The sequence below is a fragment of the Marinobacter sp. AL4B genome (assembly GCF_019916045.1).
Classification (GTDB): Bacteria; Pseudomonadota; Gammaproteobacteria; order Pseudomonadales; family Oleiphilaceae; genus Marinobacter.
Genome location: NZ_JAILWZ010000013.1, coordinates 1260676 through 1283525 on the forward strand (window position 1 = coordinate 1260676; position 22850 = coordinate 1283525).

A 22850-nucleotide genomic window follows, 5' to 3' on the forward strand; every position below is an offset into this window, starting at 1 on the left:
GTGGCAACAGGTTGAAGTAACCTTAAGGTCATGGTGGAGGAATTGTATGCAACAGGAAATCTTTGTACCCCATAGCCAAAGCGAACGTGAGAACGTTATGGCTCTTGCAGAGTACCTTGGTGGTATTTACTACTGCTAAGCGATCAGGCGTACGGACGACATGATTATAGCCGGGCTACATGCCCGGCTTTTTTATGGGCGAACATCTGCCGAAATTTGCTCTTGCCTCGATATCTGGCGATGGTAGTGTAGTTGGCTATGTTTTGTAAGCCGGAGACTGCCGCACTATGAGTGTTGAACTGAATCACCGGATATCCGGGCAAGGTGAACCGTTAATCCTGCTGCACGGATTGTTTGGTTCGCTCGAGAACTTGGGGGGTGTTGCCCGCCGACTTGAAGACAGCTGGCAAATACATGGTCTGGATCAGCGCAATCACGGCAGCTCTCCACACACGGACGAAATGACGTATCCGGCGATGGCTGCCGATGTGGTGGCGTACATGGATGCCCAAGGCATCGATCAAGCTCACCTGCTTGGCCATTCTATGGGTGGTAAAGTCGCGATGCAGGTGGCGTTAAGCTATCCGAAGAGGGTGCGAGCAACCATCGTTGCGGACATTTCCCCCGTCAGTTACCAACCCCGACACGATGCCATTCTTGAAGGCATGAACAGTTTGGATCTTCGGGGCGTAAAATCACGAACCGAAGCGGATGCCCGGCTGGCCGAGTATGTTGAAACGCCCGGTGTGCGTCAGTTCTTGCTGAAAAATCTTGAGCGCATCCCCAAAGACGAGGTCGAACAGGGCGATCTTCTGTTCCGGTGGCGCCTGAACCTACCTGTGATAGAGGCAGCCTATACGAACCTTTTAGCCGCACCGGAAGGCAACGGGCCCCACGAAGGCGAGGTTTTGTTTCTCAAAGGGGCAGATTCCGCCTACATTCAGACTAAGCATCAAGACACTATTCAGACTCTGTTTCCGAATGCCGAGCTCAAAATCATCGAGGGCACCGGGCATTGGTTGCATGCAGAAAAAGCGGACACCTTTGCGACCTTGTGTCGGCAATTTCTGGAGCATTAACTGCGGACCATTCCTGGATTTGTTGAAGATTTTGATGGGTAAGGAGCCCTAATAAGTCGCTGCAAGGCGTAAGGAAGAACAATGATAAAAATAAAGGGTTGTGCATTATGAAGTGGTTGTTAATTGGCGTGCTAGCGTTGTTTCTGTTGTTTGGCGGTTTTTTATTAACGCCGTCCCCTGTTGATAGCGAAGCCTGGCAGGCGCCAAAACCACCACCGATGACGGGTGCTTATGTACCCAATGGGCATTTGCACCAAGCCGAGTTATTGGCGAAGGGGCAGGTGTATGGCCCCGAGGATACCACTGTCGGAGCTGACGGAGTTCTGTACGCCGGCACTCAGGATGGCAAGATCATTCGAGTGTTCCCGGACGGTAGGGTGGATACCTGGCTTGAAACCGGGGGCCGGCCACTGGGTATGGTCATGGATGAACAGGGCAATCTGCTGGTGGCAGATTCCGGGAAGGGATTGTTATCGATTACGCCGGAAGGCGAAATCAATGTGCTTAGCCGGGAGGCTGCCGGTACGCCGTTCCGGTTTACCGATGATGTGATCATCGCACCCGATGGACGAATCTACTTCACCGATGCCAGTTCTCGTTTTGGTCAGCAGGACTATCTGTTGGACCTGTTGGAAATGCGCCCTCATGGTCGCTTGCTTCGGTACAACCCGAAAACCCGAAAAACCGAAGTGCTGCTGGCTGATTTGCACTTTCCCAACGGCGTCGCCGTTTCCCCCGCAGGCGATTACCTGCTGGTTAACGAAACCTGGAAGTATCGCATTCTGAAATATTGGATTACCGGCCCGAACGCAGGAAAAACCGAAGTGTTCGCCGATAACCTGCCGGGGTTCCCGGATAATCTGGCCATCGACCATGAGGGCCGATACTGGGTTGCCTTCCCAACGCTACGAAACGCCCAGATTGATGCTATGCACGCCAAGCCCTGGCTGAAGAATCTGGTGGCAAAACTGCCTGACGGCTTAAAACCCAAGCCTCAAGAATACGGTCTGGTGGTTGCCTTTGATGCAACCGGCAAGGCACTGCTTAGCCTGCACGACACCAAAGGCACGCATTTGCAGGAAATTACCTCGGTGAATCCTCACAGTGGCTATTTGTATTTTGGCTCGCTGCACAACGACCGCATCGGAAAACTGTCGCTAGAGGCCATTCCCGATGTCGAGGGAAGCCATGAGTGAGCGGAAAACGCGCCGGGTAGAAATTCTGCTAGGCTGAACTTGAACACGATCGCCTTTGTAGGCATCTGATGCAAACCCGTCTGGAGAACCCCATGGCCCCCACTGAAGCAACGGAAGTCGAAACGATGCGCCAAGTGGTTTACGACCGATTTGGCGACAGCGATGTGCTGCAGGTCGTTGATGCACCGATTCCGGAGCCCGGTGAGGGCGAAGTGCTGATTCGTGTTCATGGTGCGGGGCTCAATCCGATCGATTGGAAAACTCGCCTGGGTATGGGCTTTGTCGCGACTCAAATTGAAGACGATCTGCCTTGGGGGCCGGGTTACGATGCCGCCGGAGAAGTTGTAGCGGTGGCCGACGATGTCACCACCCTTGCCAAGGGCGACCGGGTGATGGGCATGATTGGTTTCCCCGTAGCGGGCGGTGCCTATGCGCAGTTTGCCGTTGCACGCGCCGATGAATTAGCCATTGTGCCAGAAGAGCTGGATTTGGTGACTGCAGCCGGCGTGCCTTTGGCCGCGCTCACCGCTTGGCAGGGTTTGTTTGAAATTGCTCGCTTGGAGCCCAATCAAAAGGTGCTCATACATGCGGGTGCCGGCGGGGTTGGCCACTTTGCGGTGCAGTTTGCGTTGGCTCGGGATGCCCACGTGATTGCCACCGCGTCTGCCAGCAATCGGGACTTCTTGGCGGAATTTGGCGTTCACGAAGTGATTGATTACAAAACCATGGATGTTGCCGATGAGTGCTTCGGGCTGGATGTAGTGTTGGATCTGGTCGGGGGCGAGGCTGGCAAACGCTCCTTGCACACGTTAGGCGCGTCCGGTGTTTTAGTCACCATCCCGACGGTGACCGCCGATGACGTTATCAGTACGGCTGAAGAGATGGGAGTTCGGGCTCACGGAATGCGTGTGCGCCCTGATGTCTTTCACCTGGAAGAAATCGCCGAGTTGATTGAAGACGGAGACGTGCGAGTACACATCGACAAAGTGTTCACCATGGATCAGGTGCGTGAAGCCCATGACCTTCTGGCAGAAGGTCATGTTCGCGGCAAACTGGTGCTCGATTGTCGCTAATCCGCGCCAGGGTGGCGCTTTAATCGTCAGCTTTCTCGCCTGAGTTCTGGCTGGCATTACTGTCCCGTTCTTTCTGGGGCTGCGGGGGCACAAGACTGATCAAGACCCAGTCGTCTTCAGGTTCTAATGAATCCATGTCTTTCACCGGGTGAATGTGCTCTTTGCTGTCGATGATAAACAGCACCAGAGCCTGTTGCTGGTATTGCTCCAGAAACTGCTGGTAGCTGAATTCTTCGCTCAGCTGGGTAGTTTTCACGTTGTACCCTTGGCTGACCAAACTGGCGAGCTTGGCGTAGCTCACCCCGTCAAAAATCCCTCTGGTTCGTTGCACCTTACCGGCCGTTTGAAGCCGGGCTTTCTGGTCCTGATCGCCCTCGGTTAAACCAAACACCGAGGTGTCGCCAAACCAATCTATGAAGTGGTACGTGGCCAGGCTGTTCATTTGCTTGTACGGCGAAAGAATCAGCAGATTACCGATGCCCGTCAGGTCCATATGGGTTGCGGCGTGCTCGGAAGCCGGGTTGCCAAAATAAACCGGTAAGTTTTCCATTCTGGATTGGCGCACGTTCTCCCAGTTGGTGTCCGACAGCATCACCGGAATCTCGTGTTTCCTCAGTGACTGTGCAATCAATCGGGCAATGGGGTTCGCGCCCAGAATCAGGAAACCGTGTGCCGGCGGTTCTTTTACGCCCAGAAGCTTGGCAATCGGACGGGCTGTCAGACTTTGCAGGGTGACGGTGGTGATGATTAACATGAACACCAGTGGCACCAGAGTTTCCGCACCGTCATAACCGAGTCGTTCAAGCTGAAAAGCGAACAGGGCAGAAACTGCAGCGGCCACAATGCCCCGCGGCGCAATCCAGCTTAGGTAGAGCTTTTCACGAAAGTTCAGCGACGTGCCGATGGAGGAAAGGAAAATACTGATCGGGCGAGCGATGAACATCAAGCAGGCGAGAACCGCCACCAGCCCCCAGCCCAGATCGAGAATGGCTGAAAACTCCACGCGAGCCGCCAGAATGATGAACAGCGCCGAGATCAGCAGCACGCTCAGAGACTCTTTGAATTCCAGAATGCTGTCGATGGGAACCCGCTTCATGTTCGCCATCCAGATGCCCATCACGGTCACCGTCAGCAGGCCGGATTCGTGAGCTAGTTCATTGGAAATGGCGTAAACACCCAGCATGAAGGTGAGTGTGCCAGCATTGTGCAGGTACTGTGGCAGCCAGTGCTTTCGCAAGGCCTGACCGTTCAGATAGCCGGCAACGGCACCAATGATGAAACCGACAACCAGCGTTTTGCCGAAGATATAAAGGGAGTGGCCGAACACATTGCCCTGGCCCCAGGACACAATGCCCTCGAATACCAGAACCGCCAGCAGCGCGCCCACCGGGTCAATAATAATGCCTTCCCATCGCAGGATATTGGAGAGCTTGGCCGTGGGACGAACGGCGCGAAGTAACGGTGCAATCACAGTGGGACCCGTGACCACCGAAATGGCGCCGAATAAAAGCGCAACTTCCCACGACACCTCCAGAATCCAGCGGGCGGCGAGTGTGCCGATTGCGCAGGTGACAATCGAGCCCACGGGCACCAGATTGCGCACCATTTTGCCGTGACCTTTAATCTCGTCGTAGCGAAGCGTCAGGCTGCCTTCAAACAGAATGATGGCAACCGCAAGAGAGATCACAGGGAACAGAAGATCGCCAAAGACTGCCTCGGGCTGAAGAAATCCCAATACGGGTCCGGCAATAATGCCGCCTGCGAGGAGAAAGAGAATGGCGGGCATGCGCACGCGCCACGCGAACCATTGGCAGAGCAGAGAGCTGATACCGATACCGGCAAGAATTAGAGCAGTACTAGCGGCCATAAGGGCTTCCGGTTGAAAAGTTTATAGGTTGGCTCGGCGAGCGATTCGGTTCAAAAGTCTGGAGGCTGCAAAAAAACCGAAGCTTGCGGTGACCGGACTAGCAGCGCCAAAACCCGTGGCACAATCGAGCCGGACCGGGCCTTCCGTTGCAGGCTTCTGGTGACAGACTTCGCCATCCGCAGCCGGATACGTCAGCTGCTCTAACGAGTATACGGCCTCAACGCCAAATCGGCGCTTAGGATTGCGAGAAAAATTATATTCGCGGCGCAGTAAATTGCGCACTTTCGCCAGTAAAGGGTCCTGGGTGGTTTTACTGAGGTCGGCTACTTGAATCTGTGTGGGGTCCATTTGCCCTCCGGCTCCACCGGCAACGACCACGGGTATCTTCCGGCGATGGCAGTGAGCAATCAGGCTAGCCTTGGGTTTTACGCTGTCGATAGCATCTACCACGCCGGTGATGTCGTCGGTAATCAGCTCTTGCACGTTTTTTGCGGTTAGAAATCCGAAATGCACCCGAATATCCGCCATAGGGTTAATCGCCCGCAGGCGTTCTGCCATGGCCTCGGTTTTGGTCTGGCCGTACTGACCTTGCAGGGCATGTAACTGGCGATTGGTGTTGGACACGCAAATGTCGTCCATATCAATCAGCGTAAGCGTGCCAATCCCGCTTCTAGCCAACGACTCGGCGGCCCAGGAGCCCACACCACCTAAACCCACCACAACAATGTGTGCGTGCCTGAATGCGGTCAGCGCTTTGCGGCCGTAGAGCCTTTCGATGCCGCCAAAGCGAAAGTTGTAATCGTCGGGCTGCGGAGAGTCAGAATTCATTCAGGGCTCGTGGTGTCTGGTTGAACTTAGGGTGTGTTTAAAAGAGGGGCAGATTGTAACGCAGGGGCTGCGGTAGGGGCTATTCGTGATGAGAATCGAAACGGCGAAACCTGAAAAGGGTCGCCGTTTCGATTAGTGGTGAGTGTGGTGTTTAATTTGGAGTTACGTCGACTAACACTGCCAAGCCGAGCTCATCGTAGTCTACGGAATTGGTTTCCAGGTAGCCTGTTGTGAAAATGCCCAAACTGGCGTCAGCATTGAAGAAACCTTCGAGTATTGTTTCCCCGCCAGAGTCGGGAATGGTTATGGTTGTGCCTCCATTGCTACCAACTTGGATGTTGAATGCTAGGTCGGATTCTTGGTGAACCTCGGCCTGAATGTTATCACCAAGACCTTGCGCTTTGCTGATCTCGGAGAAGTTACCGTTAATTTTACCGGCGCTACCGCTTTCCATTGTTAGGAAGGTGTTGAACTGGCTGGCGAACATGGCAATGGATGAAGATGCGCCGCCCTCAAGATGTGAACTGACCATCATGAGCCGGTATTTCTTTCCACTGACACTTGGAGCCGAGTCGCCGAGCTTTACGAGCATGGTTTTATCAAAGTCTGCGAAGCCGTCCATGTTGCTGCCGGCGTTTTCGGAGAAATCGACATACCACGCGTCTTCGCTGACAAACCCTATCGCGCCTCCATCAGGTCCATCAGTGATCGTACCGTCAGAGCTCACCGTTAATGTGAACGTTTCTGAGGTCGTAGGCTGGTCGCCATAGGAGGCGGCGCCACTGCTGTTGACGATGATTTCACGCTCTATGCCTGCGCTAAGGGTGCCGCTGAAGCCAGATTCAAAGGTTACCGTATTGTTCGCGCTGAGTAGCTCGATACGCCCGGAACTGAGGCTAGAACCAAAATACACCCGCCCATAGTCGCCTACCATCGCCGTATCCGCTAAGTTGGCGGGCTTTCGTGCGAAGACTTCAAGTGTACGAAATACCTCATCGCCTTGCTTGTCATCAGGGTCGATGGCGTCGTAAGTACCATCGTTGTCGGAATCGATGGTGCCATAGCGAACGCCAGCTTCGTGGTTGAGGCCGAAGAACAGGCCGGTATCGGCAACCTGTTGGAAAACGTAGGTCATGGCAGGAAAACGCCAGCCGTATGGCTCATCTCCGTCGATTTCTTCTTCAAATTCACTCTGTACGGCTAGAATCCCCCGAGTATTGAGTGATCCGTCAAAAGTTTCTTGGTTGTCGCCGTCGTCTAGCTCGACGTTATAGTTAACCGAGCTGTTTTCTATAGCGGTTCCCGAAAGGTTAGCCCAGGCACTGTCCTCAGATAAATAGGTGATATTAATCGTACCTGTGCCTCCATTAGCGAACGTAAAATCACTTAGCCACATCTCATGGGCAAACGTGCCGTTGCTCCCATCGTCGTTGTCGTGCAGCTGGAAACCGAACGCTGCGTTGTTATAGTCACCGGCTATGCTGCTGACATCGGCACCGTTCGCGGAAACCGAGGCCACTTCCGTCTCAACGAACGCACCAACTTCCTGTTCAAGCACATCAAACATTTGTTCCAGATTTGCGCCAGCCGTGAGGTCGAAAGCCTCCACTTTACCGTTCAGCTTGACTACGTCAGTCACAACGAGCTGATCTAAATCTGCCCCGGACTCGATGAATTTACGCAGAACGAATTCGGAAACCGGCGATATATCGACATTTTTCTCAACAACCTGGGCCCTAAGTTGATGATTCGCGCCGGTTATGCGGACAATCAGGTTGCCAGCCAAACTGACACCGGTAGGCAGCGTCAGCGTGTAGTCACCGCTTATAGATGTGCTGGTTTTGGCCAGCACATCGCCTACTTGGTTGCCGTCATCATCAACCCGAATGAGCTCTACGTCAGCGCCCTTGATGGGTTCAAGCCCGGTAATCGCTGCCGCCAGTTCCGGGACAACAAAAGAAAAGGCGATCTCCAGTGCGCTGGGTTGGTTAAGCTTTGCTACGGTCCCGCTAGGTGCAGATGCTTTGCCTGATACAGTTTCTCCATTAGCGTCGCCGCCACCAGAGCTACCGCTATTACTGCAGCCAGTGACCGCGATCACGCTGGCGATAGCTGAGGCGAGTGCCACTCTTTTAACGTTGTGCATAAAGATCTCTCCAAGAAATAGGCGTCCGTACGAGTGAAATAGGCCGGAGCGGCATCAACATCCGGCCTATAATTTATAGGCAACGCTCTTGGTGTCGACGCACCCCATATGGGTAGGAAAATGCGACAAATTGTATGCCAAGTGTAATGATGGGGTTTTTGTATATGTGCCCGGCGTGGACTAACTTATGTCGCAAGGGGTGACGTAAGTTGAGGGCTGGATGGGCAGGGAACAGCGCGATAACGATGTAGATTTAGTCAAACTGATCGGTCTGATTTACGACGCCATTTCAAACGATGTTGGTTTTTACCCGTTTCTGGCGGAATTGGGTCAGTCTATGGGGCTCGGTGGTGGTTTTATTGTGTTAAAAAGTCGAGTGCACACGATGCCAACACGGTCTTGGGTTTTCAATCTTTCGGCATCAGTCCCAGATTATTACAGCGATGAACTGACTCCAGATAACAGCGGGAGCATAAGCTGGCAAACCCGTCCGGGGATAAGTGAAATCGTTGTCGCGGTTTCAGCGGTAGAGCTTGATACGGTCTGTTTGTTCGGTGTGCAGTGTCAGAAAGGACAGGAGCATTTGTTTGAGCATGAACTTCGTATGCTGGAAACCATGCTCCCCCATATTGAACGTGCAATCGCGATATATTGTAGATTGATCGGATACCGCGCACCGGCTGAGCTCAGCACGGATCGACTCATAGAAACGTTCGGGCTTACGCGTTGCGAATCACAGATTGCCGCACAGCTTGTAGCGGGGAAATGTCTTACGGAAATTGCGCAAAGCTCCGGTCGATCGCGTGAGACAGTGAAATATCATCTTCGTAACCTGTTCCGAAAAACCAATACCAAGCGGCAGTTAGAGCTAGTGTCTTTGCTCATTCGTTATGGTTCGATCAGGTCGCCCGACCACGAATAACAGGCCAAAAAAACCACGCAAAAGCGTGGTTAAACGAAGATGCCCAACGATCGGTTATCTGTCGTTTTATCCCATCCAGTGTTCGTCCTCGAGAGCCATTAGGCTGTCTTTACCTGACACGATATCCGCTAGAAGCCAGTCGATCTCAGGCATCAGTTTTTCGAAGTAGTAGCGGGCCGAGATTTGTTTGCTTTCCAGTAACGACCGCTTGCCTTCACCGGCTTCGAGTTGACGATTCGCGACGCCCGCCATGCGTGACCAAAGATAGCCAATCACGGTCAGCGCCATTACCCGCAGATACGGTGCTGCCGCGGCACCCGCCTGCTCCGGATCTTTCGGCGCGTTTTGGGCCAGCCACAGGGTAGCTTCTTCCAGCTTCTTGACTCCGTGTGTGAGTTCGTTTCGGTAGGGCGCGTCCGGGTTGTCTTTCAGGTAGCCCGAGAGCTCCGAGAATAAGGTGCGAACCAGTTGGCCCCCCTTAAGTGACAATTTCCGCCCCACCAGGTCCATTGCCTGAATGCCGTTGGTGCCTTCGTAAATTCGGGCGATACGGCCATCACGCACCAGTTGCTCGAGTGGCCAGTCTTGGGTGAATCCGGAACCGCCCAATACTTGTTGGCCCCAGTTGGCGTTGTTGTAGCCTTCATCGGTCAGGAAGGCTTTCACCACAGGCGTCAGCAGCTGTACGAGATCATCGGCATTTTCTCGAGTTTGGGCATCGCCGTGGGCAACCGATAAGTCCAGTTGAAGGCCGGTATACAAGGCCAAAGCGCGCATTCCCTCATTCAAGACTTTTTGGCGCATCAGCATGCGGCGCACATCTGGGTGCACGATAATCGGGTCTGCAGCGCCTGCGGGATTCTTTGCGCCGCTCAGAGACCGGCTTTGCAGACGTTCTTTTGCGAAGGCGAGGCTTTCCTGATACGCCATTTCAGCCAGACCTAACCCTTGCATACCAACCATCAGGCGCGCCTCGTTCATCATCGTGAACATGGCGCTCATACCTTTGTTCGGCTCGCCCACCAACCAGCCTTTCGCACCCTCAAAATTCATTACGCAGGTGGCAGAACCCTTGATGCCCATTTTGTGTTCCAGACCGCCGCAGAAGGCCGGGTTGCGCTCGCCAGATTCCGGCAGCATTTTCGGTACCACGAACAAAGAAATGCCTTTGGTACTGTCAGGCGCACCGGGGAGTTTCGCCAACACCAAGTGCACAATGTTATCGACCAGATCGTGCTCACCGCCGGTGATCCAGATTTTCGTGCCGTCTATGGCGTAGCTTCCGTCTTCGTTAGGAGTAGCTTTTGTGCGAATCAAGCCCAAGTCGGTGCCGCACTGGGGCTCGGTCAGGCACATGGTGCCGGTCCATTCGCCGGAGATCAGCTTTTCCAGATAGGACTGTTTCAACGCCTCGGAACCGTGGGCGTAGAGTGCGCTGATTGCGCCATGAGTGAGTCCGGGATACATCCCGAGTGATAAATTTGTGGAACACACCATTTCATCTACAACGAATTTCAAGGTGTGCGGCAACCCCTGACCGCCATATTCGATGGGTGCATCAAGCGCTGTCCAGCCACCTTGCACGAACGCCGTGTAGGCTTGCTGGAAACCATCCGGTGTTTTGACGGTTTTTGTGTTCGGGTCGTAGGTGCAGCCTTGCCGGTCGCCTGTCTGATTGGTGGGCTGGATGACTTCACTCGCCAGCTTGCCCGCCTCTTCGATCACCGCTGAGATCAGGTCGGGGGTAGCATCCGCGTACTTGTCGAGTTCGTGCAGTTTGTCTGCTCCCAAAACATCAAACAGTAAAAAGCGAAGATCATTCGCAGGCGCCTGATATTGCATGGACATTCTCCTGTCGTTACGAAATCGGCACAGTTTGCCGTGGGTACTGCGCTTTTAATGACTGCAAGCGCGAATAAGCTGTCTGTGGGTTCATACGTGCGTTTGAATAAACTGGCTCACCGAGAATCAACCTAATGAGAGCCCGAGTGCGTATTACCTTTAGATACGACCACAATTTATTCGGGAGACAGAACGATGACCGTCGTTATTGCCGGAGTTTCGGGTGCCATTGGCAGCGCGCTTGCAGAACGGTTTCTTGCCGAGCAGCCAAGCGAGCCGCTCATTGGACTGGCCAGAAAGATTGATGCCGTGGATGCTCGTCTTAGGGAGCATCCGGGCGTGCACTTGATTGAATGGCAGGCAGAGCTCCCTCTGGACATGGTTCGATACCCCGACGCCCTAAAACTACTGGAATCTGCCAACGGCGGAATATCGGTGATCTACGCCGCTGGGCTTCTGCACGATGACGCTGTTGCTCCTGAAAAGCGCGTAGAGGATATGAGCCAGGCCAGCATGATTCAGGCGTTTCAGGTGAATTGCCTTGGCTTTGGCTCGTTGGTCCAGGCCCTTGCACCATGGTTGCGGGGGAAAAGGTTAGCCCGTGTTGCAGCCATTTCGGCGAAGGTGGGCTCGATCGAGGATAACCGGCTCGGCGGGTGGTATGCCTACCGATGTTCGAAGGCTGCTTTAAATATGATGGTAAAGAATCTATCCGTGGAGTTGCCCCGGAGGTATTCGCCGATTACCTGTGTGGCCTTGCACCCCGGCACCACTCGTTCCAATCTGAGCGCTCCGTTTAGCCAATCGCTGGCAAAGTTGACGGTTCATGAGCCTGATGCGACGGCAACGAATTTGTATAGGGTTTTAGCGAGATTGTCGGAGGAAGATAACGGTCGCTTTATTAGCTGGAACGGGCAGGATTTGCCATGGTGAAAGCCCGGCAGGTGTCGCCGCCTGCCGGGCCGTCGTATCAGCCAATAAATGGGTTTAGAAGTCGGCCAAAAGGACCGGTCAGTTTCAAGGGTGCGCTCAGGATCGAAAGTGTTATGCAGTCTTCGTGACCGATGGCGACCGGTTTGTGAACATCTTTATCGGTCAGTACAACAAAGTCCCATTGATTAAACACACCTTTCGCGTCGGAAAACGCACCTTGAAGCACAAGGGTTGTTTCCATGCCCCGATGGGTGTGTGCCGGGGCTTTACCGCCGGCTACCAGCTTCTGGAGAATGACCCGTTCTGATTGACCGGGAAATTTGTCGGTGATATCAACCACACTGACATCCCGCAACTGCCGTTTCCAGGGCAAGTTGCTTATGTCATCACCGAGCAACTTTTGAAGCGGACTTCGCTGAGGTTGAGCCTGTGCCGGTCGCGCATTTGGTACCTCTTCTATGCGTGCCAATAACTGCTCGAAACTGGTATCTGATACAGAAACATCCGGTTGCTGTTCCATCATGACAGCCCCGAGGCTATTCAAGGTATCAACCCGACTACGGCAATGACCGCACTGATCCAGATGCAAACGGATGCAAAGCGCATGAGGTTCGCTCAGGTTGCCGGCGCTGTATTCCATCAGGCTTAGACTGTCTGGATGATGTCGAGTCATACGTGCTGGTCCTGCAAAATCACTTTCAATTTGTTCAATGCCAAGCGAACCCGGCTTTTAACGGTGCCCAGGGGCAAGTTCAGTTCATCAGCTACCGTCTGATGTGATTTATGCTCCATATAAACTTTAGCAATGACCGTCACTTGTTCTATCGGCAGCTGGCTCAGTGATTCGCGAATCCGGCGTTCTGAGGTCAGTCTGTGCAACGATGTAACCGGGTCATCGTCGTTTTCTCCCGGAATCTGCCAGAGATCTTCCGTTTCTATCGTCATCTCTGCACTTCGGCGCTGCATCTTGCGCAGCATGTCGATGCGCTGGTTACGGGCAATGGTGAAAATCCAGGTGGACGCAGCGGCCTTGCGCCAATCGTATAGGCTGGAGCGTCTCCAGATCGCAACGAAAACCTCTTGAACGAGCTCTTCGGCATGACTCGCGATGCCATTCGAGATGGCGTAATACTTAATTTGTGGTGCAAAGTGTTCGAACAGCGCGTGATAGGCGGCTTTGTCCTGATGCCGCCCCACTTTCTCCAATAAAGCGCCCCAAGGGTCTTTTCGGCCCTCGCCTTTTGCTGGTTGCTGCCCCAGTGTCGTCACTGGACGCTCCTTGACTGTCGCTTGATTTAATTTTGCTACGGTCATGATTCTATGCACTCACCACGTTTTTGTCAGTGATTGATTTACGCTTAAAGTGGTGAACTGGATCGTTGGGTTCGCAAAGATTTTCAGGATTGGCGGGCCGAAGAGAAAGTAAACCAGCTGCGATTTTACAAAAATTGTCTGGATTCACCCATTTTGCTGGCGAATCCGGTTGCCTGAGGCGCGAATGCGAGGAACAATTGCGAAACCTGCATGCAGCTCTTTCCGTATAAGCCTACTCCTCCAGATAGGTGTAGCCGTCGAGCCCGGCCTCCAACTCTGCCAACAGTGTTTTCTGCAGTTCCGGCTCGAGGTTGCTTTCCTCGAATTTGCGTCGGTACGTGTTCAGTATGCTGACCGGCTCGAAATTAACGTACCTCAAAACCGTAGCCACGCTGTCGCCAGTAATAGGCTCGTTGATAACGTAGTTGCCGTGTTCATCCAGCCGCACATCTACCGAATGTGTGTCGCCGAACAGGTTGTGCATGTCCCCGAGAATTTCCTGATAGGCACCGGTCATGAAAAAGCCGATAAGCAAAGGCTCGTCAGGGTTGTGCTCGGGCAAAGGCAGAGTGGTTTCTATGCCTTGGCCGTCTACGTATTGATCGATACGTCCGTCTGAATCACAGGTAATATCCTGTACTACGGCACGGCGGTTTAACGGCCGATTTAATCCGTTGATCGGCATGACCGGAAAGATTTGATCAATACCCCAAACATCCGGCAGTGATTGGAACAACGAGAAGTTCACAAACAGCTTTTCAGCCAGTTTTTCGTTCAATTCGTCGATGATTTCACGGTGCGCCCGGTTGGCGCTGTCTAGCTGCGCTCTTATCAATCGGCAGCAGCGGGTGTACAAGGTTTCTGCCTGAGCGCGCTCGGTTAAAGACAGCAGTCCGTGAGCGAATTGAGCGTGCGCGTCGGCCATGGCGTACAGCACGTCGTGGTAGATTTCTGCTAGCGAGCGTGGGCAGTGATCGTCCTGAAGGCTGTGAAGGTCCCGCCACAAATCCTGCAGTGGTGAGGGTGCGGTGATGGCTGGCTCAGAGACACCGTGCTGAACGGGGATTTCCCGGTCAATCACGTTGGTGATCAGCACCGAATGATGAGCGGTCAAAGCCCGACCGGATTCGCTGATCAGATCCGGGTGCGGTAAGCCCAAACGATCACATTCGGCCTGCAGTACGTGCACCACGTTGTAAGCGTATTCGAAGACCGTGTAATTCATGGAGCAGCTGCTGCGCGAACGCGTGCCTTCGTAGTCCACACCCAGGCCGCCACCAATATCAACCGTTCCGATGGGCGCACCAAGGTGGCGCAGCTCACTGTAAAATCGGGCGCACTCTTTCAAGCCCGTTTGAATGTCCCGAATATTGGCAATTTGTGAGCCCAAATGGAAATGCAGAAGCTGCAAGGTGTCCAGCGCGCCGGCTTTCTTTAAGGTCTTGATGACTTCCAGTATCTGGCTGGCGGATAACCCGAATTTTGATTTTTCACCGCCGGTATTTTGCCAGTTGCCTTTGCCAATGGTGGCTAAACGAGCACGTACACCAATCAGCGGCGAGACGCCGAGATTTTTTGCTTCGTCCAGAATCAGCGGTAGCTCAGACTGTTTCTCAACAACGATAAAGACCTGATGGCCTAATTTCTGGCCGATCAGCGCCAGCCGTATGTACTCGCGGTCTTTGTAGCCGTTGCACACGATCACCGAGCCACTTTTACGAGCGAGAGACAATACCGCCAGCAGCTCTGGTTTGCTGCCAGCTTCCAAGCCAATTTGGTTGTTTGTTGCTGCAGGTTCGGCGGCCACCAGTTCTTCGACGACCCGTCGCTGCTGGTTCACCTTGATCGGATACACCGCCGTGTATCGGCCTTGGTAGCCTTGCTCGCCGGTCACTTTATTGAACGCACCGCAGAGTTTGTTCACCCGGTCGTGAAGAATGTCGGTGAATCGGACCAGCACTGGCAGAGCCAAGCCGGCTTCGGTCAGGGACCGCGCTAACTTGGGCAAGTTGATGTGCGCCGCGCTCCGGCCCCGGTCTGGGCAGATCTCTACTTCACCTTCCGTATTGACGGATATATAGCCGTCACTCCAATGGGCGATGTTGTAAACCTTGTGTGCCGGTGATGCGGTAGAATCTGCCATTGTTGCTATCCTGTCAGGAAACCCGGGTCGGCGGGAAAACCGTTGAAGGCTGCATTGTAGGAGCTGACTGCTGCGCCTACAATACGCCTCTTTCGAGATGCCTGGGCGCGGTGCAGCGGCATACAGTTGGAGAGTGATATGACAGCATTGAATGAAGGCTGGTTTACCGAGATATTTCAGGATCAGGGCACGGCCTTTTCCTTGCAGGTAAAGAGCAAACTGCATGAAGAGCAGACACCGTTCCAAAAGCTGGAGATCTACGAAACCGCGACCTTCGGCAATCTGATGGTGCTGGATGGCTGTGTCATGCTGACCACGCGAGATAATTTTCTGTACCACGAGATGATGACGCACCCGGCGCTGTTCACCCATAAAGACCCGAAGAAGGTGGTGATTGTCGGGGGGGGTGACTGTGGCACTCTGAAAGAAGTTTTAAAGCACCCGGGCGTAAAAGAAGCCTGGCAGGTCGAAATCGACGAGCGGGTAACCCGCATGTCTGAAAAATATTTCCCAGAATTATGCGAAGCCAACGGCGACCCACGGGCGAATTTCTTCTTTGGCGACGGCGTAAAGTGGATGCGGGAAGTTGAGCCAAACAGCATCGACCTGCTGATTATCGATAGCACCGACCCGGTCGGCCCGGCAGAGGGCTTGTTTGCACTGGACTTCTATCGCGACGCGATGGTGGCGCTGAAGGATGGTGGTATTGTGGTTCAGCAAAGCGAGTCACCGCTGCTGCACACCGAATCGATCATCAAGGATATCCATACCGACATGCGCAAAGCTGGCTTTAGCCATGTGCAAACACTGCCATTCCCTCAGCCGGTATACCCCACAGGCTGGTGGAGCTGCACCATGGGCAGTAAGGACAACCCTTTGAAATATTTTCGTGAAGAAGACGTGAACGATCGCCCGTTCGTCACCCGTTATTACAACTCAGGTATTCACCACGGTGCGCTGGCCATGCCGCAATTCATGATTGATGCGCTGGAAGATCAGGTGCGACCGGAAGAAGGTTAACTGGGGTAGGGTTGTGGTTTAGATAACTTAAAAAGGGCGCCCGAGGGCGCCCTTTTTTGGTCTAGCAGGCAGGATTACTGCTTGTTGCTGCCAAACTCGGGGTAGGCTTCGAGGCCGCACTCGGCAATATCGACACCTTCGTACTCTTCTTCAGCGCTGACTCGAATACCCATTACGGCTTTCAGTGTGCCCCAGACAATCAGGCTGGCGATGAACACCCACACGAATATGGTCAGGGCGCCAATCAGCTGTCCGCTGAAGCTCGAGTCACCATTGGTAACTGGTACCAGCATCAGGCCGAGGAAACCACACACGCCGTGAGCAGAGATGGCACCAACGGGATCATCAATGCGCAGCTTATCGAGCGCGACAATGCTCAGCACTACCAGGCCACCGCCCAGAGCTCCCCAGAGGGTAGCGGTCAATGCACTTGGTGTTGACGGTTCTGCGGTGATGACTACCAGACCGGCGATGGCACCGTTCAACAGCATAGTTAGATCGGCCTTACCGAACATCAAGCGGGCAACCGCCAAAGCTGTGATGGCGCCACCGGCTGCCGCAGCGTTGGTGTTCAGAAACACCATGGCGACCGAGTTGGCACTGGCAATGTCGCCAAGCTTCAGTACAGAGCCACCGTTAAAGCCGAACCAGCCCATCCACAGAATCAAGGTTCCCAGCGCCGCTAGCGGCATGTTGGCACCTGGAATCGCGCGGATCTCGCCGTTGGGGCCATATTTGCCTTTACGAGCGCCCAGCAACAACACGCCAGCCAGAGCAGCGGCAGCGCCGGCCATGTGTACGATGCCTGAGCCGGCAAAGTCACTGAAACCAAGGTCGCCCAAGTTATACAGTCCAAATACGTCTTTGCCACCCCATGTCCACGCACCTTCCATTGGGTAGATGACGCCGGTCATGACTACTGCAAAGGCCAGGAAGGCCCAAAGCTTCATGCGCTCAGCAACGGCGCCGGAGACGATCGACATCGCAGTGGCAACAAAGACCACCTGGAAGAAAAAGTCGGAGGCGCCAGAGTAGATCGAGCCGCCTTCAAAGCCGTCTTCACGGCTGGCGAAATCACCCAGCACGGCATCGACATCGACATCGCCAATACCAGCAAGGAACAGGTTTCCGCCATACATGATGGCGTAGCCGCAGACCATGTACATGGTGCTGGCAATCGCAAACAAGGCAACGTTTTTGGTAAGAATTTCAGTGGTGTTTTTAGAGCGCACCAAACCGGCTTCGAGCATGGCGAAACCGGCGGCCATCCACATGACTAATGCGCCGCATATAACAAAATAAAAAGTATCTATAGCATACTGCAGGTGAAAGACATTGCTTTCCATAGGAAGCCCTCCGCACAAGGCCTGTCAGATATTTAGTTTTTTTGCGTTGGCTGGATCCGGGGATCAGGCCGGTATCAAACCGCCTCTTCGCCCGTTTCGCCGGTTCGGATTCGGATCGCTTGCTGCAATTCGGTCACGAAAATCTTGCCGTCGCCGATTTTGCCGGTATTGGCTGCCTTGGTGATGGACTCGATCACCTGATCCAGCAGGTTATCCCCAATGGCGATTTCAACTTTTACTTTTGGCAGGAAATCCACCACGTATTCGGCGCCGCGGTAGAGCTCGGTGTGGCCCTTCTGGCGACCGAAACCTTTCACTTCCGTTACGGTTACACCTTGCACGCCTATTTCGGATAGTGCCTCTCGGACATCATCCAGTTTGAAAGGCTTAATGATCGCTGTCACAAGTTTCATTGCTTTCTCCTTGGTAAAGCCATCTCAACTGTCTTTGTGGTTGAGTTCGGGATGCTGCCACCTCGCACATCAATTGTGCGGATCGTGTACAAGGTTTAGCATTAGGTATGCCAACGCAAAAAATAATAATAAAAACAACATATTGCTTGTTTTGTGTTCCGAGGTGATGCAGATGCTTGCACCAAAACGGGGCGCCGCGCCCCACTCTGATTCAGGGTTGAACCACCAGTGGGCAAGGCTTAACTCCATTATACTGCCCAGCGGGTACAGTATGGCAGGGGCAACGGTGTGATACACTCCCAACTACATTAGTATTCGATGGGTTATTGGCCTGATCGAGCACAAAGATTGAATTCACGAGGTATCACATGAAAGGCCCCCAAGACTTCTTTGCCCAGCTTCAAGGTCAGTTTGGCCAGTTTGTTCCGGATATGGCGCGGGCCGCCCGGGAAGATTTTGAAACCCAAGCCAGAGCAACGGTGATGTCTGTTCTGTCCAAGCTGGAACTGGTTACTCGCGAAGAATTTGAAGGCCAGCAAGCCGTTTTGATGAAAACCCGCGAGAAAGTCGAGGCTTTGGAAAAGCGAGTTGCCGAACTGGAGCAAAAAGCTCAGTCGTGATTTTCTGTTGATGCCGGCGCAGGACGCGCCTGGTAAATACCAGCCCACCATGGAAGGTGACCATGTTAGCCATTGTCCATTCACGCGCCAGTATTGGCGTGTCTGCCCCTGAAGTAACGGTCGAAGTACACCTGTCTGGCGGTTTGCCGGCGCTCTCGATTGTCGGTTTGCCTGAAACCGGTGTACGCGAAAGCAAGGACCGTGTGCGTAGCGCTTTGCTTAATGCCGGTTTTGAATTCCCCGCTCGTCGAATAACGATCAATCTTGCGCCTGCGGATTTGCCGAAAGAAGGTGGCCGATTCGACCTGCCCATTGCGCTTGGAATTTTGGCGGCGTCGGGGCAGATTCCGCCCGAAAGCCTCAAAGCCTTAGAGTTCATGGGCGAACTATCGCTCGATGGTGCTTTGCGGCCACTAAAAGGCGTGTTGCCCGCGGTGCTGGCTGCCCGAGAAGCCGGGCGATCACTTCTGATTCCACAAGCCAATGCAGACGAAGCCGCACTCGCAAGCCAGGGCGATGTATTGGCGGCAAGCCATATGCTGACTGTGTGTGAGCACCTGACCGGTCATGCGAAATTGGTGCCCGTGCCAAAGCCTGAAGTAGATGCTATCCATGCGGCGGAAGCTGAAAATGCGGCCGATCTAGCCGACGTTCGGGGTCAACAGGTACCTCGCCGGGCTTTGGAAGTGGCCGCAGCGGGTGGCCATAATTTATTGTTTTTTGGTCCTCCGGGGACCGGCAAAAGCATGCTGGCCAGCCGGCTTCCGGGTATCCTGCCAGCGTTAGACGATGCTTCGGCAATGGAGGTGGCCAGTGTCCACTCCGTGGCGGGCCGACCACTTCAACCGGGTGGGTGGCGCCAGCCACCCTTTCGATCGCCTCATCACACGGCTTCCGCAGTGGCCTTGGTTGGTGGTGGTAGTAGACCTAGGCCGGGTGAAATCTCTTTGGCGCACCGCGGTGTGTTGTTCCTGGATGAGTTGCCCGAATTTGAACGGCGTGTGTTGGAAGTTCTACGTGAGCCTATGGAAACGGGGGAGATTTCGATCAGCCGCGCGGCTCGGCAAGTCATTTTTCCCGCGAAATTCCAGGTGGTCGCAGCAATGAATCCATGCCCATGCGGTTACAGCGGTCATCCGAGTATTGAATGCCAGTGTACGCCCAGTCAGGTCATGCGCTATCGCTCCAAGATATCCGGGCCCTTATTGGACCGGTTCGATCTACACGTTGAAGTGCCGGTTCAGGCAGGGGACGTGTTGCTGCGTCAGGGCGAAGCCGGCGAGAGCAGTGCCAGTGTAAAGCAACGGGTGTTGCAAGCCAGAAATCGCCAATGCGGCCGTGGCAGCTTGAACGCTTCACTTGCGGGCAGGGCTTTGGATCGGGCGTGCCGGATAGAGGCCAGCAGCGAACAATTATTGGCTCAGGCTATGGAGCGGTTGGGGTTATCCGCTCGAGCTCTACATCGAATTCTGCGAGTGGCGCGCACCTTGGCAGATCTGGATGGACAGGAAAACCTGTCGAAGCAGCACCTGATAGAAGCGCTGGGGTACCGGCAATTAGACCGTCAACAAGGGCAAAGTGCTTTGATTTCCGCTTGAAGCCTCGGACTCTGTTAAACTGTTCGGTAAATTTCAGCAATCAGATCCGCAGTGGCGGTTGAGGACAGCAAATGGCCGACCAGAACGACTCGCAAGACTCCAAAGGTGAAAATCCGATTACCACTCGCCGTGGTGTTCGCAGCTTTGTACTACGCCAAGGTCGGATGACCGAAGGTCAGAAGAAAGCCTTCGAGCGGAATTGGCCGAAGTACGGGCTGACGCGGGAAGATGGCGTGATTGATCCCCGAGAAGTGTTTGGCCGCGACAGCATGCTGAATCTGGAAATCGGTTTCGGTATGGGCCGGTCACTGGCTGATATGGCAGAAGCGGCGCCAGAGCAGGATTTTATCGGTGTGGAAGTGCATCTGCCCGGTGTGGGCGCGTTGCTCAAAGAAGTGGATGACCGCGGTCTGGAAAACTTGCGGGTGTATAACATTGACGCCAATGACGTGATCGACTTGTGCCTACCGGAGGCCTCTTTGGACCGTGTAATGGTGTTCTTCCCTGATCCTTGGCACAAAAAGAAGCACCACAAGCGCCGGTTGGTCCAGCAGGAGTTCGTGCAGCGAATTCGCCATAAATTGCGTGTGGGTGGTGTTTTGCATCTGGCCACGGACTGGGAGAACTACGCCGAGCACATGCTGGAAGTCATGGACGCTTCGCAAGGGTTTGCCAACGCGCAGGAGCAAGGCGGTTTTTCACCGCGCCCGGACGACCGTCCGATTACCAAGTTCGAGCAACGTGGCGAGAAACTAGGGCACGGGGTTTGGGACCTGCTATACCACCGCACCAACTGAACCCCTGAATGAACCCCGGCGTTACGAGGCCGGGGTTAACGGTTGCCGGCGGGCTGCACGAATAATAATAAGCCCGGCCAAGCCGAGTAATAACCCCGTAAATTTAAGCAACGAGAAGATGCTGGCAACCATGCTCAGGCTGTTATCGGGAGGATTGAAGTTATTAAGCAGGGCAATATTCTCGATAACATCACTGGTGCCGGCCACGATAAACAGCATGCGTACCCATTTGGCGATGATTCGTTCCCGTACGCCGGGGCGGTCCAGTGAGAACCTGCGGGTCAGCTGCAGCAGCATGGCCAAATACGCTGCGATGAAGGCAAAATCTACCCACAGTGACGCTCGGGCCACCGACACGCTATCTGGCCGCCAGCTGGCTAAAATTGCCTGAGCCTGTTGTGCCGTGCCTGCCAGCTGAAAACTAATCATCCCTTGCGGTGCGATGGCGGTTTTAAGCGGCTGGTTCATTACCAGAAGCGCTATAAATAACGCTGCACTGATGACCAGTGAAGCCACCATGGCTAATCCAAGGGGGCGCTTGGGAGTGTGCCGGGCGTGGTCCATCAGAGAAACGTCTCCAACAAGCTGTTGAGATACCGCTGGCCCTGTTCGGTCGTTTGGATTCGGTGACTGACCAGCAGATTTTGCTTCCGCAACTGCTCAAGTTGTACCTCAACCGGGCTCAAGGGTAAACCTGTACGTTTCGTGAACAGTTTCTCTTCTACTCCGTGTTTAAGCCGCAACACGTTCATCATGAACTCCAGCGGTCGCTCCTTGGGTTCAATCTCTTCGCTGCCTGCCGTGCGAGAACCAATGCGGTTCAAATAAGCCTCCGGTTGGCGGGTTTTCCAGTATCGGAGGATCCGGCCATCGGCCAGGCTGACCTTGCCATGCCCGCCGGCTCCGATAGTCAGATAATCTCCAAACTCCCAATAGTTCAGGTTATGGCGGCTTTCGCGATGGGGCAGGCTCCAGGCTGATACCTCATAATCATCGAAGTTATGAGCGCGGAGATACTCGGCGCCTTGCCGATAAATCTCCCAAAGGCGGTCGTCGTCTGGCAAATCCGGTGGACGGGAGAAAAACTCGGTATTGGGCTCGATGGTCAGTTGATACCAGGAGAGGTGCGACGGCCGGTGGTCCAGTGCTTGCTTTAGATCCTCCAAGGCTTGTTCCGGTGTTTGCTCTGGTAAGCCGTGCATCAAATCAACGTTGAAGTTGCTAAACCCGGCCGCTTTGGCTGTCTCTATGGCCCGGTGGGCTGCGTCGGCATTGTGGATGCGGCCAAGCGTTTTGAGATGTTCTTGATGAAAGCTCTGAACGCCGATGGAAAGGCGATTAATGCCCGCTTGACGGAAGCCTTGATAACGGCCTTCTTCCAAGGTGCCGGGGTTGGCTTCTAGCGTGACTTCAGCTCCGGGCGCAAAACTCAGACGTTGACGAAGACCCTCGAACAAACGCTGATAGAAATCGCTGGTCATGAGCGACGGTGTTCCGCCGCCGATGAACACGCTTTCAATCGGGCGATCGCGCACGAAACTTAAGTCGTGCTCAAGATCTTCCAGCAATGCGGCGAGGTAGGCTGCTTCAGGAATGTCTCCGCGGACAGCGTGAGAGTTGAAGTCGCAGTATGGGCATTTCCGAACACACCATGGTACATGGATGTACAGCGACAGCGGCGGGCAGACGGCTCCAAGCGGTGAAGAGGGCACG

General features: G+C 54.2%; 20 protein-coding genes. 9 read left to right on the forward strand and 11 right to left on the reverse strand.

What is annotated here, in order from left to right:
- Window positions 1–287: 287 nt before the first annotated feature.
- The 3 genes from K5L82_RS16095 (at window position 288) to K5L82_RS16105 (ending at window position 3348) form a co-directional block, all read left to right on the forward strand.
- A complete protein-coding gene (locus K5L82_RS16095) occupies window positions 288–1079 on the forward strand; it encodes an alpha/beta fold hydrolase (RefSeq protein ID WP_223134850.1) in 792 nt (263 codons plus the stop codon).
- 107 nt (window positions 1080–1186) lie between these two features.
- Window positions 1187–2275, forward strand: a complete 1089-nt coding sequence (locus K5L82_RS16100) for an SMP-30/gluconolactonase/LRE family protein (protein WP_223134851.1) — start codon at window positions 1187–1189, stop codon at window positions 2273–2275.
- Window positions 2276–2367: 92 nt separating this feature from the next.
- Window positions 2368–3348 carry an NADP-dependent oxidoreductase gene (locus K5L82_RS16105; RefSeq protein WP_223134852.1) on the forward strand — a complete coding sequence of 327 codons (981 nt, stop codon included), beginning with the start codon at window positions 2368–2370 and terminating at the stop codon, window positions 3346–3348.
- Between the two features lie 19 nt (window positions 3349–3367).
- On the opposite strand, the gene K5L82_RS16110 is transcribed toward K5L82_RS16105, so the two are convergent.
- From K5L82_RS16110 to K5L82_RS16120, 3 genes are all read right to left on the reverse strand, one after another.
- Window positions 3368–5215, reverse strand: a complete 1848-nt coding sequence (locus K5L82_RS16110; RefSeq protein ID WP_133006637.1) for a cation:proton antiporter — start codon at window positions 5213–5215, stop codon at window positions 3368–3370.
- 21 nt (window positions 5216–5236) lie between these two features.
- Window positions 5237–6043 (reverse strand): tRNA cyclic N6-threonylcarbamoyladenosine(37) synthase TcdA, encoded by an 807-nt coding sequence (gene tcdA, locus K5L82_RS16115; RefSeq protein WP_223134853.1) that lies wholly within the window; start codon window positions 6041–6043, stop codon window positions 5237–5239.
- A gap of 151 nt (window positions 6044–6194) precedes the next feature.
- On the reverse strand, window positions 6195–8189 hold the full coding sequence (locus tag K5L82_RS16120) for a hypothetical protein (protein ID WP_223134854.1): 1995 nt from the start codon (window positions 8187–8189) through the stop codon (window positions 6195–6197).
- 220 nt (window positions 8190–8409) lie between these two features.
- Here K5L82_RS16120 and K5L82_RS16125 point away from each other — a divergent pair, with 220 nt between their 5' ends.
- Window positions 8410–9111, forward strand: a complete 702-nt coding sequence (locus K5L82_RS16125) for a helix-turn-helix transcriptional regulator (protein ID WP_223134855.1) — start codon at window positions 8410–8412, stop codon at window positions 9109–9111.
- 66 nt (window positions 9112–9177) lie between these two features.
- Here the strand turns inward: K5L82_RS16125 and K5L82_RS16130 are convergent, their stop codons facing one another.
- Window positions 9178–10953: an acyl-CoA dehydrogenase C-terminal domain-containing protein gene (locus K5L82_RS16130; protein WP_223134856.1), complete on the reverse strand. Its 1776-nt coding sequence runs from the start codon at window positions 10951–10953 to the stop codon at window positions 9178–9180.
- Between the two features lie 195 nt (window positions 10954–11148).
- On the opposite strand from K5L82_RS16130, the gene K5L82_RS16135 reads away from it, so the two are divergent.
- Window positions 11149–11886 carry an SDR family NAD(P)-dependent oxidoreductase gene (locus K5L82_RS16135; protein WP_133006632.1) on the forward strand — a complete coding sequence of 246 codons (738 nt, stop codon included), beginning with the start codon at window positions 11149–11151 and terminating at the stop codon, window positions 11884–11886.
- 37 nt (window positions 11887–11923) lie between these two features.
- Here the strand turns inward: K5L82_RS16135 and K5L82_RS16140 are convergent, their stop codons facing one another.
- The 3 genes from K5L82_RS16140 to speA all read right to left on the reverse strand — a co-directional run bounded on the left by K5L82_RS16140 (window position 11924) and on the right by speA (window position 15343).
- A complete protein-coding gene (locus K5L82_RS16140; RefSeq protein WP_223134857.1) occupies window positions 11924–12559 on the reverse strand; it encodes a ChrR family anti-sigma-E factor in 636 nt (211 codons plus the stop codon).
- Window positions 12556–13155, reverse strand: coding sequence for a sigma-70 family RNA polymerase sigma factor (locus tag K5L82_RS16145; RefSeq protein WP_133007625.1), 600 nt, complete (start codon window positions 13153–13155; stop codon window positions 12556–12558). Before K5L82_RS16145 ends, K5L82_RS16140 begins: the two co-directional genes overlap by 4 nt.
- A gap of 277 nt (window positions 13156–13432) precedes the next feature.
- Complete coding sequence (gene speA / locus K5L82_RS16150; protein ID WP_223134858.1) at window positions 13433–15343, reverse strand: biosynthetic arginine decarboxylase; 1911 nt, start codon at window positions 15341–15343, stop codon at window positions 13433–13435.
- Between the two features lie 138 nt (window positions 15344–15481).
- Here speA and speE point away from each other — a divergent pair, with 138 nt between their 5' ends.
- Window positions 15482–16363, forward strand: a complete 882-nt coding sequence (gene speE, locus K5L82_RS16155) for a polyamine aminopropyltransferase (RefSeq protein ID WP_223134859.1) — start codon at window positions 15482–15484, stop codon at window positions 16361–16363.
- A gap of 74 nt (window positions 16364–16437) precedes the next feature.
- Here the strand turns inward: speE and K5L82_RS16160 are convergent, their stop codons facing one another.
- Window positions 16438–17709, reverse strand: a complete 1272-nt coding sequence (locus K5L82_RS16160; RefSeq protein WP_133006628.1) for an ammonium transporter — start codon at window positions 17707–17709, stop codon at window positions 16438–16440.
- Between the two features lie 74 nt (window positions 17710–17783).
- Window positions 17784–18122, reverse strand: coding sequence for a P-II family nitrogen regulator (gene glnK / locus K5L82_RS16165; protein ID WP_091997389.1), 339 nt, complete (start codon window positions 18120–18122; stop codon window positions 17784–17786).
- A 368-nt stretch (window positions 18123–18490) separates the two neighbouring features.
- Here glnK and K5L82_RS16170 point away from each other — a divergent pair, with 368 nt between their 5' ends.
- The 3 genes from K5L82_RS16170 (at window position 18491) to trmB (ending at window position 21137) form a co-directional block, all read left to right on the forward strand.
- The gene (locus K5L82_RS16170; protein WP_114334821.1) at window positions 18491–18742 is read left to right on the forward strand and encodes an accessory factor UbiK family protein; all 252 of its coding nucleotides are present in this window, start codon (window positions 18491–18493) and stop codon (window positions 18740–18742) included.
- A 62-nt stretch (window positions 18743–18804) separates the two neighbouring features.
- Entirely contained in the window at window positions 18805–20340 is a 1536-nt protein-coding gene (locus K5L82_RS16175) for a YifB family Mg chelatase-like AAA ATPase (protein ID WP_223134860.1), read from the forward strand.
- Window positions 20341–20411: 71 nt separating this feature from the next.
- The gene (gene trmB, locus K5L82_RS16180; protein ID WP_133006626.1) at window positions 20412–21137 is read left to right on the forward strand and encodes a tRNA (guanosine(46)-N7)-methyltransferase TrmB; all 726 of its coding nucleotides are present in this window, start codon (window positions 20412–20414) and stop codon (window positions 21135–21137) included.
- 21 nt (window positions 21138–21158) lie between these two features.
- On the opposite strand, the gene K5L82_RS16185 is transcribed toward trmB, so the two are convergent.
- Together K5L82_RS16185 and hemW are read right to left on the reverse strand one after the other, a co-directional pair.
- Window positions 21159–21701 carry a hypothetical protein gene (locus K5L82_RS16185; RefSeq protein ID WP_223134861.1) on the reverse strand — a complete coding sequence of 181 codons (543 nt, stop codon included), beginning with the start codon at window positions 21699–21701 and terminating at the stop codon, window positions 21159–21161.
- Complete coding sequence (gene hemW, locus K5L82_RS16190; RefSeq protein ID WP_316933414.1) at window positions 21701–22849, reverse strand: radical SAM family heme chaperone HemW; 1149 nt, start codon at window positions 22847–22849, stop codon at window positions 21701–21703. Before hemW ends, K5L82_RS16185 begins: the two co-directional genes overlap by 1 nt.
- Window position 22850 lies beyond the last annotated feature (1 nt).

Bases quoted from the DNA above. Each gene is read 5' to 3' on its own strand.
- K5L82_RS16095 (WP_223134850.1), top strand. From the start codon at position 288: ATGAGTGTTGAACTGAATCACCGGATATCCGGGCAAGGTGAACCGTTA.
- K5L82_RS16100 (WP_223134851.1), top strand. From the start codon at position 1,187: ATGAAGTGGTTGTTAATTGGCGTGCTAGCGTTGTTTCTGTTGTTTGGC.
- K5L82_RS16105 (WP_223134852.1), top strand. From the start codon at position 2,368: ATGGCCCCCACTGAAGCAACGGAAGTCGAAACGATGCGCCAAGTGGTT.
- K5L82_RS16110 (WP_133006637.1), bottom strand. From the start codon at position 5,215: ATGGCCGCTAGTACTGCTCTAATTCTTGCCGGTATCGGTATCAGCTCT.
- tcdA (WP_223134853.1), bottom strand. From the start codon at position 6,043: ATGAATTCTGACTCTCCGCAGCCCGACGATTACAACTTTCGCTTTGGC.
- K5L82_RS16120 (WP_223134854.1), bottom strand. From the start codon at position 8,189: ATGCACAACGTTAAAAGAGTGGCACTCGCCTCAGCTATCGCCAGCGTG.
- K5L82_RS16125 (WP_223134855.1), top strand. From the start codon at position 8,410: ATGGGCAGGGAACAGCGCGATAACGATGTAGATTTAGTCAAACTGATC.
- K5L82_RS16130 (WP_223134856.1), bottom strand. From the start codon at position 10,953: ATGCAATATCAGGCGCCTGCGAATGATCTTCGCTTTTTACTGTTTGAT.
- K5L82_RS16135 (WP_133006632.1), top strand. From the start codon at position 11,149: ATGACCGTCGTTATTGCCGGAGTTTCGGGTGCCATTGGCAGCGCGCTT.
- K5L82_RS16140 (WP_223134857.1), bottom strand. From the start codon at position 12,559: ATGACTCGACATCATCCAGACAGTCTAAGCCTGATGGAATACAGCGCC.
- speA (WP_223134858.1), bottom strand. From the start codon at position 15,343: ATGGCAGATTCTACCGCATCACCGGCACACAAGGTTTACAACATCGCC.
- speE (WP_223134859.1), top strand. From the start codon at position 15,482: ATGACAGCATTGAATGAAGGCTGGTTTACCGAGATATTTCAGGATCAG.
- K5L82_RS16160 (WP_133006628.1), bottom strand. From the start codon at position 17,709: ATGGAAAGCAATGTCTTTCACCTGCAGTATGCTATAGATACTTTTTAT.
- glnK (WP_091997389.1), bottom strand. From the start codon at position 18,122: ATGAAACTTGTGACAGCGATCATTAAGCCTTTCAAACTGGATGATGTC.
- K5L82_RS16170 (WP_114334821.1), top strand. From the start codon at position 18,491: ATGAAAGGCCCCCAAGACTTCTTTGCCCAGCTTCAAGGTCAGTTTGGC.
- K5L82_RS16175 (WP_223134860.1), top strand. From the start codon at position 18,805: ATGTTAGCCATTGTCCATTCACGCGCCAGTATTGGCGTGTCTGCCCCT.
- trmB (WP_133006626.1), top strand. From the start codon at position 20,412: ATGGCCGACCAGAACGACTCGCAAGACTCCAAAGGTGAAAATCCGATT.
- K5L82_RS16185 (WP_223134861.1), bottom strand. From the start codon at position 21,701: ATGGACCACGCCCGGCACACTCCCAAGCGCCCCCTTGGATTAGCCATG.